General features: G+C 38.4%; 13 protein-coding genes. 12 read left to right on the forward strand and 1 reads right to left on the reverse strand.

Annotated features, from left to right (window positions below):
• The first annotated feature begins 77 nt into the window (after window positions 1-77).
• The 12 genes from AA980_RS25915 (at window position 78) to AA980_RS20790 (ending at window position 12,738) form a co-directional block, all read left to right on the forward strand.
• Window positions 78-839, forward strand: coding sequence for an amidohydrolase family protein (locus AA980_RS25915; protein WP_024028163.1), 762 nt, complete (start codon window positions 78-80; stop codon window positions 837-839).
• Window positions 839-1,633, forward strand: a complete 795-nt coding sequence (locus tag AA980_RS20740; RefSeq protein ID WP_024028162.1) for an amidohydrolase family protein — start codon at window positions 839-841, stop codon at window positions 1,631-1,633. Before AA980_RS25915 ends, AA980_RS20740 begins: the two co-directional genes overlap by 1 nt.
• Before the next feature lie 7 nt (window positions 1,634-1,640).
• On the forward strand, window positions 1,641-2,519 hold the full coding sequence (locus AA980_RS20745) for a branched-chain amino acid ABC transporter permease (protein ID WP_024028161.1): 879 nt from the start codon (window positions 1,641-1,643) through the stop codon (window positions 2,517-2,519).
• Window positions 2,516-3,514 (forward strand): branched-chain amino acid ABC transporter permease, encoded by a 999-nt coding sequence (locus AA980_RS20750; protein ID WP_024028160.1) that lies wholly within the window; start codon window positions 2,516-2,518, stop codon window positions 3,512-3,514. Before AA980_RS20745 ends, AA980_RS20750 begins: the two co-directional genes overlap by 4 nt.
• Window positions 3,501-4,217 carry an ABC transporter ATP-binding protein gene (locus tag AA980_RS20755; RefSeq protein ID WP_024028159.1) on the forward strand — a complete coding sequence of 239 codons (717 nt, stop codon included), beginning with the start codon at window positions 3,501-3,503 and terminating at the stop codon, window positions 4,215-4,217. The genes AA980_RS20750 and AA980_RS20755 overlap by 14 nt, the downstream gene beginning before the upstream one ends.
• Complete coding sequence (locus AA980_RS20760) at window positions 4,210-4,914, forward strand: ABC transporter ATP-binding protein (RefSeq protein ID WP_024028158.1); 705 nt, start codon at window positions 4,210-4,212, stop codon at window positions 4,912-4,914. Before AA980_RS20755 ends, AA980_RS20760 begins: the two co-directional genes overlap by 8 nt.
• Before the next feature lie 27 nt (window positions 4,915-4,941).
• Window positions 4,942-6,231, forward strand: coding sequence for an ABC transporter substrate-binding protein (locus AA980_RS20765; protein WP_024028157.1), 1,290 nt, complete (start codon window positions 4,942-4,944; stop codon window positions 6,229-6,231).
• A 335-nt stretch (window positions 6,232-6,566) separates the two neighbouring features.
• Window positions 6,567-7,328 (forward strand): SDR family NAD(P)-dependent oxidoreductase, encoded by a 762-nt coding sequence (locus AA980_RS20770; protein WP_053005481.1) that lies wholly within the window; start codon window positions 6,567-6,569, stop codon window positions 7,326-7,328.
• A 36-nt stretch (window positions 7,329-7,364) separates the two neighbouring features.
• Window positions 7,365-8,342 carry an NAD(P)H-quinone oxidoreductase gene (locus tag AA980_RS20775; protein ID WP_024028155.1) on the forward strand — a complete coding sequence of 326 codons (978 nt, stop codon included), beginning with the start codon at window positions 7,365-7,367 and terminating at the stop codon, window positions 8,340-8,342.
• 17 nt (window positions 8,343-8,359) lie between these two features.
• Window positions 8,360-9,793 (forward strand): aldehyde dehydrogenase family protein, encoded by a 1,434-nt coding sequence (locus tag AA980_RS20780; RefSeq protein WP_034723915.1) that lies wholly within the window; start codon window positions 8,360-8,362, stop codon window positions 9,791-9,793.
• 65 nt (window positions 9,794-9,858) lie between these two features.
• On the forward strand, window positions 9,859-11,601 hold the full coding sequence (locus AA980_RS20785) for an acetolactate synthase catalytic subunit (RefSeq protein WP_024028153.1): 1,743 nt from the start codon (window positions 9,859-9,861) through the stop codon (window positions 11,599-11,601).
• Between the two features lie 42 nt (window positions 11,602-11,643).
• Window positions 11,644-12,738, forward strand: coding sequence for an SDR family oxidoreductase (locus tag AA980_RS20790; protein ID WP_024028152.1), 1,095 nt, complete (start codon window positions 11,644-11,646; stop codon window positions 12,736-12,738).
• A 155-nt stretch (window positions 12,739-12,893) separates the two neighbouring features.
• On the opposite strand, the gene AA980_RS20795 is transcribed toward AA980_RS20790, so the two are convergent.
• Complete coding sequence (locus tag AA980_RS20795) at window positions 12,894-13,547, reverse strand: GntR family transcriptional regulator (protein WP_024028151.1); 654 nt, start codon at window positions 13,545-13,547, stop codon at window positions 12,894-12,896.
• Between the last annotated feature and the right edge of the window lie 129 nt (window positions 13,548-13,676).

Genomic DNA, 13,676 nt, shown 5'->3' on the forward strand with positions numbered 1-13,676 from the left:
GGTGGAAAGAACCATTTAATGATTTACAATAATTAATATATTTGTAGATTAATAATCAAAAAGAACGGAGGACACGCATGATAATTGATGTTCATACCCATCTCTTAACAAATCCATTTTCCGTGAAGGAAGTTGAGGAGGTTTTAGACGGGGCCGATAGATTTGGAATAAAAAAGCTATGTGTTGCTTCATTAGGTCCTGGATGCTATTACCCAACCAAACTCATCCATGAACCTACACAGGAACAATGCGCTTCCTTCAATGCCGATTTGTTTGAGATTATGAAATTGTATCCCGACCGTATTTGGGGATGGGCATATATCAATCCAGCATATCCTGGAGCAGTCGACGAAGTTAAACGGGGCATTGAGGAGTACGGAATGATTGGTGTAAAAATGTGGACAGGAACAAAATGTAATGACCCTAGGTTTTTTCCTGTGGTAGAGGAGGCCATTAAGTATGGTGTACCGATTTTACAACACACTTGGGATAAAGTAACAGGTTATTTTCCAAATGAATCAAGGTCTTTTGATGTAGCCGATCTTGCAGAAAAGTATCCTGAGGTGAAAATTGTCATGGCTCATAACGAACGAGCAGTATTAAAAGTGAAACATTGTCCAAATGTTTTTATGGATACAGCAAGTCCGATTGCTGAGCTAGGAATGATTGAAAAAGCAGTGGACCATATTGGTGTTGACCGCTTGGTATTTGGATCAGATTGTATTGGTGTAGACTTCGCATCCACAATAGGTAAAATAATCGGGTCAGACTTACCGGAGGATGATAAGTCAAAAATATTAGGAGAAAATTTCCTTCGGATTTTAGGGAGGGATCAATAATGACAAAGCTTACCTACTTTGACTCAAATATTTTCATCGGTAATTGGCCATTTCATCAACTTAGATATAACAATTTAGAAGGTATTTTTCATCTAATGGAAAGGGTAAACATTGAAAAAGCGTTCATCTCTAGTTTAGATAGTGTATTTTGCATAGACCGTGACATTCCTGATGTTAACCATAAATTATTTAAGACGGTGAAGGAATATCCAGAAAAATTACTTCCATTTTATACTATTAATCCTAATGTATTTAATAGTAGGGAGTACGTTGAAATGCTGGTTAATAACTGTAATTTACATGGAATACGTTTGTACCCAACCTATCATGACTATTCCCTCCATACTACCGAGGTAGATGGTATTGCGGAACACGCAAGTGAACTTAATGTTCCAATCTTTATCACTTTTCGATTTGAAGATGAACGAGTACATCATCCGGTAGCAAAGGTTCCGCCTTTAATCATAGAAGAACTCTCAAAATTCTTGAATAATCATCCGGAAACAACATTTATTATTGGTGGAATGAGAATTACTGATGCGGAGGAACTACTTAACCAATTAACTCATCAAAAAGTATTTTTCGAGCTTTCGTTTGTCCAAACTCCTTTTCGTTCATTGGAACTACTTGTTGAAAAGGTTGGAGTTGACCGAGTCCTGTTTGGTACAGGTCTGCCTTACTGGTACCCAGAATGCACAACGTTAAAATTAGAAACATCGATTCTTCCTTATGATGACCTCCAAAAAATTGCTAAAGATAATTTCCAAAAAATTATAGACCAACGAGTGAGGTGAAGTAATAATGATTCTCCAAATACTAATATCAGGAATTTTATTAGGTGGAGTTTATATTTTAGCTAGTATTGGATTGACATTGATATTCGGGGTAGCAAAAGTAGTCAATTTTGCTCATGGTGAAATCCTAATGCTTGGGATGTATCTAACGTTTTGGCTATATTCAATATTTAATCTGGATCCTACCTATTCAATTGCTATCGTGATTCCTATCTTCTTTTTATTAGGAACCTTGATGTACTTGTTTGTCATTCGGCCATCCTTAAATGCTCCCGAACTTACACAGGTTTTTGCGACCTTAGGGTTATCCATTCTTTTACAAAATCTAGCATTATTACTTTGGGGTGCAGATTATCGAACTGTAAAAACTTTTTACTCAAATACGGCAGTAACAATTAGCCCTGAAATAAGTATCAGTGTTTCTCGGGTCGTAGCTTTTGTTACTTCATTACTAATTTTGTTAGTTCTTATCATTTTTCTTAAAAAAACGTACATTGGTAAAGCCATTCAAGCTGTTTCGCAAGATCGCTCAGCAGCCATGCTAATGGGAATAAGTGTGAAAAGAATTTATATGTATGCAGTAGGAATTGGGTGTGCATGTGCGGGACTAGCTGGTGCCTTGTTAATACCACAATATTATGCATTTCCAACTGCAGGTGTTTCATTTATCCTAATATCCTTCGTTGTTGTTGTTCTCGGAGGGATTGGTAGTATACCAGGGGCAATCGTTGGTGGAATTATTGTGGGATTACTGGAATCTATAACTGGTGTTTTTGTCCCAGAACTTAAAGAGGCTTCTTATTTCATATTTTTTATCGTCATATTATTAATTAGACCAAATGGCTTGTTTGGTGTAAAAGGTGCAGGAGAGGAGGGCGCACGATGAATAAACAGAAAAAGGGAATGCTAATTGGCCTCCTCATTGTAACTTTGTTACTTCCATATTTAATACAAAATGAATTTTACCTCCATGTTTTAACTTCAGTGCTGGTTTATGCTGGTCTAGCCAGTAGCTGGAATATCCTTGGCGGATTTGCTGGACAATTATCTTTAGGTCATACAGCTTTTTTTGGAATAGGGGCCTATACTTCGACATTACTTTATGTTTACCTTGGGATTTCTCCATGGATAGGAATGCTAGTTGGTGGTTTTTTAGCAGTCATAGTTAGCTTTATAACTCTTTATCCAAGTTTTCGTTTACGTGGCGTATTCTTTGCAATGGTGACAATATCATTTGGAGAAGTCATTCGAATATTATTCGTTTATTTTAGGAACAAAACGACTATTCCATATGGGGTAACAATTAACTATGAACCTTCTTTCACAAATATGATATTTGATGGTCCAATGGGCTACTTCTATGTCAGTTTTGTTTACCTACTTATTATTTTAGTGATTTCATGGAAGGTAAAAAATAGCCGCCTTGGATTTTTCCTAAATGCATTAAAAGAGAATGATGAGGCAGCACAAGCACTTGGAGTTCCAACTAGTGCCTCCAAGTTTAAAGCACTTGCAATCAGCGCCTTTTTTACAGCGATTGGTGGGACAATATTAGTTCAGAATATTCTTTATATTGAACCTGAAAGCGCCTTTTCCACCTCTATATCTACGGAACTTGCTCTAATTTCAATTATTGGTGGGATTGGTACAGTAGCTGGTCCAGTTATTGGGGCTATCATATTAATTCCATTGGGTGAATCTCTAAGAGCTTTGTTTAGTGGTTCTGTACAGGGATTACACTTGGTACTCTATGGAGTGCTATTAATGGTTGTTGTCTTAAAGAATCCAAACGGGATTATGGGCTTTATTTCCTCATTCAATAAGAAAAGGAAGAAAAAAAGAGAAGTACAACTTGAGGAGGTACCTGATGTTAGAGGTTAATAATCTGGTGAAAAGCTTTGGCGGCTTACAGGTGACTAAAAAAGTAAGCTTTGAAGTAAAAAAAGGAGAAATATTTGGAATTATTGGACCAAATGGTGCTGGGAAAACAACCATGTTCAACCAAATTTCTGGATTCATTAAACCAGACAGTGGATCGATTACTTTTAAAGGAAATTCAATTGAAAAAAGGTCTCCAAAGGATATTTGTAAACTGGGTATTGGTAGGACGTTTCAAATAGCACAACCCTTTCCCAAAATGTCAGTTCTTGAAAACGTGATGGTTGGGAGTTTGTTAAGAACAAAATCTATTAATCAAGCAAGAGAAAAGGCAAAAGAAGTTTTAGATTTTGTACAACTTAATGTTCCTTATGATACACCTTCTTCAAACTTAACGATTTCTGATCGAAAAAGATTAGAAGTGGCGAAGGCGCTTGCAACGGAGCCAGAGTTAATTCTTTTGGATGAAGTAATGGCCGGATTGAATCAAACTGGTGTGAAAGAATTTATTAATCTCATTTTCGAATTAAAAAAACGTGGAACAAGCGTTTTAATTATCGAGCATATTATGGAAGCTATGATGACTCTATCAGACAGAATTCTTGTACTAAATTATGGAGAGGAAGTATTAACCGGAAAACCTCAAGAAGTTGCGAATAATCCAAAGGTAATTGAGGCCTATTTGGGAGATGAAATCCATGCTTGATATAAAAAATATCGATGTGTTTTATGGTGATGTTCAAGTTCTCTTCGACGTTTCCTTACAGGTGCGACCAGGTGAAATAGTAGCCCTTGTTGGTGCAAATGCAGCGGGGAAATCCACTACTTTAAAAACAATCTCTGGTTTGTTAAAACCAAAAGCAGGAGAGATACTTTTTCATGAGAAGAACATCCATACATTGGATTCAGACAAAATTGTTGAAAAGGGAATTATCCAAGTTCCCGAAGGGAGGAGGCTATTTCCAAGGCTCTCGGTTGAAGCAAATTTAGAATTAGGGTCATATCCAAAACGAGCTAGGGCTAAAGCTCAAGATAATCTAAAAAACATGTATGAAATATTTCCACAATTGTATGATCGAAGACATCAATTAACCGGTTCATTAAGTGGTGGGGAACAACAGATGTGTGCGATAGCAAGAGGTTTGATGTCGATGCCTGAGGTATTAATGGTGGATGAAACATCCTTGGGACTATCACCACTATTGGTGAAACATACAATCAGGACAATCAAGGAAATTAATGAATTGGGTACCACTATTTTACTTATCGACCAAAATGTAAATTATGCGCTTCGAATAGCCCACAGAGCGTATGTTTTAGAAAATGGAAGAATTGTAATGCAAGGAGAAGGTAATTCTTTATTAGAAGATCCTTATCTAAGGAAAGCTTATTTAGGTATATAATCAACTACATTCAAAGGGGGAATTTAAGTGAAAAATAAGTTTAGTATTCTATTTTTAACCTTGGTTATGTTAATTGGGATAGTTGGATGTGCTAAGGAATCTGGTTCTGATGGTAAATCCGGGTCTAAAGGTTCTGAAAAAGTGGGCGTTATTCTTCCTCTAAGTGGACCACTGGCACAGTTAGGAAATGAAGTAAAGCGTGGCTTTGATATTGCTCAAGAAATGGTGAATGAACAAGACGGGGTTCTTGGAAAGCAAGTTAAATTTGCGGTTGCAGATGCCCCAGATTCTAATTCAGCCACCTCATCAGCGAATCGCTTGATTCAAAATGATAAGGTTAGTGTTATTACAGGTTCTTATTCAAGTGCCATATCGTTTGCAGCAAGTCAGGTAGCTGAAAGGAATAAGGTAATATTTTGGGAACAAGGCGCGGTAGCGGATGATATTACAGAAAGAGGCTTTAAATATTTATTTCGTTTAATTTACCCTGCGTCAGATTTAGGAAGAGCAGCAGCAAACTTCCTTGTGGATGAGGTATCTCCTAAGCTAGACATGAAGACTGAAGATATTAAAGTTGCGATTATTCATGAAGATTCTTCTTATGGCTCAAAAGTAGCTGAGGGTGCAAAAGAAGTAGTGGAAAAGGCTGGAATGCAGTTAGTTGCATCGGAAGCTTACAGCTATAAAACGAATGATCTTTCTTCCACTGTGTCTAAGTTAAAATCCCTGAAACCTGATGTGATTATTGCCTGTCAATATACTGCTGATGGTATTCTGTTTTGGCGTCAAGCAAAAGAAGCGGGCTTAAATCTTAAAGCTATGATCGGAAATGGTGGTGCACATAATATTCCGGATTTTGCAGCAGCAATGGGTGATGATGCAAATGGTATTTTTAATGCCGGAACATCTTCGAATTTTAACACGGATGGTTTAGATGCAGATGCAAAGAAACTATATGAAGAGTTCCAAGAACGTTATGCGGCAAAAAATGATGGTAATTTACCTTCTGCACATGCAGCAATGGGCTTCAATGCCATGTATCTTCTATTAAAAGAGGTCATTCCTGCAGCTGGATCCTTTAAACCAGAAGATATTAGAAAAGCTGCATTAGCAATGGACAAGCCAATTGGTTCAACCATTGTTGGCTGGGGTGTAAAATTTGATCCGAAGACGCAAAATAACACGCTTGCATTCCCTATGATTGACCAGTGGCAAGAACAAAAAATTATAACTATTTATCCTAAAGAGTTTGGATTGACCGAAAAGGTTACGATTCCACTACCAGAATGGGGTAATCGTGCCAACGTAGGAAAATAATAGAATAAGAAGGTTCTTTTCTAATGGGTATATCAAATTCGCTTCTAATTTACCCCACATCCTTAATGTAGAACTATCATTTTAAGAACCTATTTTTGATATACATTTTCAAAAATAGGTTCTTTTTATCATTTATATTTTCTAAATTTTAATTAGTAGCTTTTAACCAGTGAAAAGTAGATTAATTAATTGCTACTCTAAATTGAATAATATTTTTAAATATTCTAACATTTTATTGACAACGCTTTCAAAAGGGTGTTATATTTTTAATATACCGAATTGCGCAATTCGATTCCGCAATTCGGAATCATGTGGGCGTAAAGGAGATGAATGTATTGGGGTCCAATAATAAAGTTGTACTTGTTACCGGGGCAGCGCAGGGAATAGGGCTAGCGATCGCCGAGCGCTTAGCTAATGATGGAGCTTTGGTAGTAATGACCGACTTACTTAAAGATAAATTGGAACAGGAGACTTTTCGGTTAAGAGAGGAGGGGAAACAAGTTGAAAGTTTCACAGTTGATGTCAGTAGCGAAATCGATATAAAACTGCTTATTTCAAAAATTAAAGAAACGTATGGACGCTTAGATATTTTGGTTAATAATGCGGGAATATCACCAAAAATAAAAGGGGTAAGGACTAAGATTATAGATATGCCACTTGAAGAATGGAATAAAGTTTTACAGGTTAACTTGACAGGTGCATTTTTATGTGCGCGTGAAGCATTACCATTGATGATGATAAATAACTGGGGAAGAGTCGTGAATATCTCCTCCCAGGCAGCCAGAACATTTAGTCGGGTAGCCGGAACGCATTATGCGGCAAGTAAAAGTGGCTTAATAGCATTATCTCGTAATATTGCAACTGAATATGGCTCGCATGGGATTACATCGAACTGTATTGCTCCAGGAAGAATCATGTCACCTATGGCAAAAATTGTACCCAAAGAAAAAAATGAAGAATTTGTAAAGTTATCCGCGTTAGGTCGACTTGGTACACAAGAAGAAGTTGCTGCTGCAGTATCCTTCTTGTGTTCTGATGACGCGGGTTATATAACTGGTGCCACGCTCGATGTTAATGGTGGGACGTTCATGAATTAAGCGAGGAGACTAATGAAATGAAAGGTGGATGTCCATTTGAAAGCAGTACTTGTGGATGAAAGAAATCAAAATCTTTTTATAGATAATGTAAAGGAACCAATACCTAAAGAAGGAGAATTGCTTGTAAAAATCAAAGCTACTGCCATTAATCGGGCAGATCTCCTTCAGCGTAAAGGATTATATCCTCCTCCTCCCGGTGCCCCAACAATTCTTGGATTAGAAATGGCTGGGGTGGTAGAAAAAGTGGGAACTGGAGTATCAAGTTGGAAGGAAGGAGATTGTGTTTCAGCTTTATTACCTGGTGGTGGATATGCAGAAAAGGTAGTTATTCCTGCTGATATGGGTATGAGAATACCAGAGACGATGTCCTTCGAACAAGCTGCGGCGATTCCAGAAGCATTCCTAACAGCCTATTTAAATCTTGTTGAAATTGGTCAATTGACATCCGGAGAACATGTTCTTATTCATGCGGGTGCTAGTGGAGTTGGAACAGCTGCGATACAGATATCAAAGGAAATAGGTGCTACTTCTATTGTAACCGCTGGTTCTGACGAAAAATTACAGCGTTGCTCAGTTCTTGGGGCGAATTACATAGTAAATTATAAGGAAGCGGATTTTTCGGAAAAAGTACAGAAAGTTACGAACGGTAAGGGAGTTCAGCTCATTCTTGACTTTGTTGGGGCTTCCTACTGGGATAGAAATATTAGGTCAATTGGGGTCGATGGAAGATGGATACTCGTTGGATCTCTAGGGGGACGGGAAGTTTCCAATGTTAATTTGGGTCCATTCCTGCAGAAGCGTTTACAGTTTGTTGGTTCAACCCTAAGGTCAAGGACCACTGCATTTAAAATTGAATTAACACGTAAATTTGAGGCCTTCTCGAAAGAAAAATTTTCAAATGGCTCATTAGCTCCCATTATTGATCGTGTGTTTGATTGGCACGATGTAGCTGATGCGCACAGGTATATGGAGAGCAACCAGAATATTGGGAAGATTGTCTTGAAGGTGAAATAAAAGGAGGAAATCGAGTGATTAAAAGTTTGGTAAAAAAGAAGTTACTTATTGATGGTCAATGGGTAGAAGCAAAGGAATATAAAAGCCTTATTTCACCTTACTCTGGTGAGGAAATTAGTAAAATCCCTGTTGCCTCGGTTGAGGAAGTAGAGATGGCGATTGAAGCGGCTTACAATGCAAGATCAGTAATGGGGAAAATGGCAGCACATCAACGCTCCGCTATTTTGGAGAAATTAGCCGTTTCTTTAACCACTAAAGCAGAAGAAGCAGCCGAAATAATCGTTTCCGAAGCAGCAAAGCCAATTGAAGCTGCTCGTGTTGAAGTAGCACGTACGATTCAAACGTATAAATTTGCGGCTGAAGAAGCAAAACGGATTAGTGGTGAGACCATTCCATTAGACGCTGCACCAGGAGGCGAAGGAAGGATAGCGTATACAGTACACGAGCCATTAGGTGTCATTGGTGCAATCACTCCATTTAATTTTCCCATGAATCTTGTTGCACATAAAATTGGTCCTGCCATTGCTACTGGCAATACGATTGTGCTAAAACCAGCATCACAAACGCCTTTATCGTCATTCTTCATTGGAGAATTACTGGTAGAGGCAGGCTTGCCTGCCGGTGCACTAAATATCATAACCGGAAGTGGAAGTCTAATTGGAGATAAGATTGTTAGAGATAGGCGTATTAAAATGATTACCTTTACAGGAAGTCCAACAGTTGGGATTGATATTCGAAATAAAGCAGGGTTGAAGCGTGTTACACTTGAGCTTGGCTCCAACGCAGCCGTTATTATTGATGACGGTGTAAGCCTTGAAAAGGTAATTCCACGTTGTGTAACGGGAGCCTTTTCCTATCAAGGTCAAATATGTATTTCACTACAAAGAATCTACGTCCATGAGAATCTTTATGATACCTTCGTTGAAAAATTTGTAGCTGAGACAAAAAAATTAAAGTTAGGTAATCCCCTAGACCCTTCTACAAATGTATCTGCCCTTATTAATCCGAATGAAACTGCAAGAGTGGTGGAGTGGATTCAGGAAGCCCAAAATGGCGGGGCAAGGATTGAAACGGGTGGTTCAGTTGAAGGAAATATTCTTCAGCCAACGGTTCTCGTTGCTGTAAAACCGACAGTAAAAGTCTCCTGCCAAGAAGTATTTGCTCCAGTCGTAATTATTGAAAAATATAGTTCAATTGATCAGGCAGTCGATAGGGTGAATGATTCCCGTTATGGTCTACAAGCTGGGGTTTATACAGAAAACATCCACACTGCCCTTGATGTAGCAGAGAAACTTCATGTAGGCGGTGTACTCATCAACGATATTCCAACATTTAGAGTCGACAATATGCCATATGGGGGTGTAAAGGAAAGTGGAATGGGACGGGAAGGAATTAAATATGCTGTCGAAGAGATGACGGAACTAAAGCTCATTGTCTTTAATCGTAACTAATTTGGTTCACTCATATTAAAAATATTTTTTTATAAATGAATTGAGAGGTAAAAGGAGATTAGATTATGAATAATTTAACAGAAACCCATAAGGAAACGGATGATTCAATAAAGGAATTAACAAATGCGCAGAGATTTGCTCTAGCTTTAAAGCGAAACAGTGTGAAGTATATATTTGGACAAAGCAACCCGCAAACGATTATGTTAGCATGTGCAGATCTTGGAATCGAACAAATCGGATTTAGACAAGAGAATGCTGGTTCATACATGGCTCAAGCCTATGCGATGTGTTCAGGTTCGGTGCCCGTTGTAGCCGCACAAAATGGACCTGCAGCGACATTATTAGTTCCAGGTTTAGCAGAATGTTTAAAAGCTTCTCACCCGGTGGTTGCACTTGTGGACGATGTCCCAATTTCAGAAGAGGAGAAAAACTCATTTCAGGATCTTGACCATATAAAGCTATTTTCAGGAGTCGCAAAATGGGTGAAAAAGATCCCTTTAGAAGCAAGAATTGAAGATTATGTAGACATGGCCTTTACTGCGGCTGCAAGTGGAAGACCTGGTCCAGCTGTCTTACTTTGCCCAAAAGATCTTACATTTGACACGAAGAAAAATCCAGTAAGAACGGAAAGAAAGGCATCGCTGGGAAATTATCCTTTAGACAGAACCACCGCAGATTCTGAAAGAATCGAAGAGGCAGCAAAACTCCTTGTAAATGCGGAGCGACCTTTTATTTATGCAGGTGGTGGCGTGATTTCATCACGTGCGACAGATGTTTTACGACAAATTCAGGAAGAATGCTCTATCCCGGTAGCAACTACCACTATGGGAAAAGGCTCGGTTGATGAAGAGCACGCGTTGACAATGGGACCAATTGGTTATTACATGGGCAAAGGTGGGGCCACAAAATATTTAAAGCCAATGGTACAAACTGCTGATGTTATCTTATTAGTTGGCAATCGAACAAATCAGAATGGAACAGATTCATGGTCATTATTTTCAAAAGATGCAAGCATCATTCATATCGATATTGATCCAATGGAAGTTGGTAGAAACTATGAATCACTAAGGTTAGTAGGAGATGCGAAGCTAACATTAACTGCACTAAAAAATGCACTATTAAGAAATAGTTTGGATAAAAGAACAAAGGCACGTCCATCGATTGAAGAAACAATTGAAAAAGCAAGAGTTGCTCATATTGAAGAGGCGAAAACAATTCAAAATACAGACGTCTCACCAATTAAAGTAGAAAGATTCCTAGCTGAGCTTGAAAAACAGTTATCAGATGATCATATCATTGTTGCTGATGCTTCTTTTTCATCCATATGGCTGGCAAACTATATCAAAGCAAAAGGGAATCGGAAATTTATCTTTCCTAGAGGACTAGCTGGTCTGGGCTGGGGTCTTCCATTGGCAATGGGGGCAAAGGTAGCCCAACCGGATAGGAAGGTTTTTTGTCTTGCCGGTGATGGCGGTTTCGCTCATGTTTGGAGTGAACTTGAAACATGTAAGCGTCACGGAATAGAAGTTGTTGTTGCAGTAATCAACAACGAGGTTCTTGCCTATCAAAAATTAGCAGAGCTCGCTCGCTGGGGAAGGAATACATCTGCTTGCGATTTGACAGCAGTAGACCATTCGAAAGTGGCGGAGGCATGTGGTGTTAAAGGAATCCGGGTTGATTCTTCAGAGAAAATAGCAGGAGCTTTGAAAGAGGCATTTGAAACAAAAGGTTCTGTTGTCCTAGATTTGATTTCAGATCCTACATCTATTCCACCACTACCGTTTATGAGTGTACTTCAAAATGTGTAAGAGTATTAAAGAAAATTCAAGATTGATATGGAAGACAGTAGAATGAGTGGGAAAAAGGTATTAATTATTGGAGCGACCGGACTAGTTGGCCATGCGGCACTTAAACATTTCAGCACCCAGGAGGATTGCAATGTTATTTCTGTATCTCGTAGGACACCAGAACAATCTTACGGAGCAAAGCACATCTCTGTTGATTTAAATAATGAGAAGCAGTGCTCGGAAGTATTCGGGAGTATGAATGATATTACACATATTGTTTATTCGGCCCTATATGAAAAACCAGATGATCTAATCTCAGGCTGGGTGGACCAGGAGCAAATTGATACGAATTCACGAATGCTCCGCAATGTGTTCGAACCATTGGAACGTTCCTCTAAAGACCTGAAGCATGTAACCTTAATGCAGGGTGCCAAAGCTTATGGAGTACATGTAAAATCGATTCAAAACCCCGCTCGTGAGGGCAAGTCAGAGATGTACGAACAACCAAATTTCTATTGGTTACAAGAGGATTATATAAAAGAAAAACAAAAAGGGAAGGATTGGAATTGGACTATTTTTCGGCCCGCAGTCATTTTTGGTGAATCAATCGGTAGTCCGATGAATCTTCTTACAGCATTTGGTGTGTACGCCGCTCTATTGAAGGAAGAAGGAAAGCCGCTTCATTTTCCTGGTGGAGTCGAAACCATTCTTGTTGCCACCGATGTTGATCTGCTCGCGCGGGCGATAGCTTGGGCAGGTGAATCAGAAAAAGCAGAAGGTGAAGCATTTAATATCACAAATGGGGATGTATTTGTCTGGTCAACATTATGGCCCACCTTAGCTGAAACTTTGGGTATGGAGCCGGGTGAGCATGTTCCTCTATCGCTAACAGAGGAAATCCCTAAACGTGAGGTAGAATGGAGACACATTTGTGAGAAACATAATCTTGTTGCGCCGGGGATAAAAGATTTTGTCGGTTTGTCCGTAGAATTTGCCGACCGATACTTCGCCTACGGGCAAAGAGAAATGCGCTATCCACCATTATATTCTGATATTAAGCTGCGACAAGCAGGCTTTCATGAGTGTATTGACACGGAAGAAATGTTTATCAAATGGTTAAAATTGTTCCAGGAAAAAAGACTTTTACCTCAAAACTAATCTTCCTATCATATAGGAAAAACTATATAATTATTCTTACTTTTTTTGATGCCTGACTCCCCGTCGTCTTTATGTATTAGCACACCGGGGGTCAGGTACTTATTTTTGTCAATAAATATAATTTATCAACAAATTATTGATCCCTATTTATTTCTTTATCTAAAATCTTTCAATGTCATTTGCTTAATAGTTTCGATGTGATCCTCCATAAGATTTTGCGCTAAAAGGATATCTGAATTTAAAAGCGCACTTAGAATTTCTTTATGTTCGTTATTTGCCTGCCGCGGTCTTTCCTGGGAGTGAGCAATCATGACACCAATCCAGTTAATTTGAGCTTCAAGTGACTCCATCATTTTTATTAAGCGGTTGTTTCCTGAATAGGTTATTAGGGTTTTGTGAAGATTTCTATCGGACTGAAAAAAGGAGTTGAAGTCCCCTGAATCGATATCGTGATCAACTTCCAGGACATTTTGATAAATTTTTTCTATAATTGAGCGCGGCATATTTGTCATTGATAATTTTATTGCATGCCTTTCCAGCGCTTTTCTTACTTCATATATTTCCTCAATGTCTTTTACATTTGGTTGACTAACAAATGTGCCAGACCTGCTTTTTACATCCACTAAACCATCTTGAGAGAGTAGTTGCAATGCGTCTCTCACAGGAGTTTTACTGACACCCAACTCATTTGCGATTTCATTATAATCAATTCTTGTCCCCGGTGGTAATTCATTATTTACTATTTTATTCCTCAAAAAGTAATAAATCTTTTCATTTAAATTACGGTTATCGAAAGCAGCATTTATCATATTCATTTCCTCCATATATAAAAATATATTTTATTTTCAGAAATTATTGACAACTAAAATTATTGGTATTAATATCTAATATATCAGATATTATATATCAACGCTAGATAATATCATTGCAAAAGGAGG

This window comes from Neobacillus vireti, assembly GCF_001026695.1.
GTDB classification, from domain to species: Bacteria; Bacillota; Bacilli; order Bacillales; family Cytobacillaceae; genus Neobacillus; species Neobacillus vireti.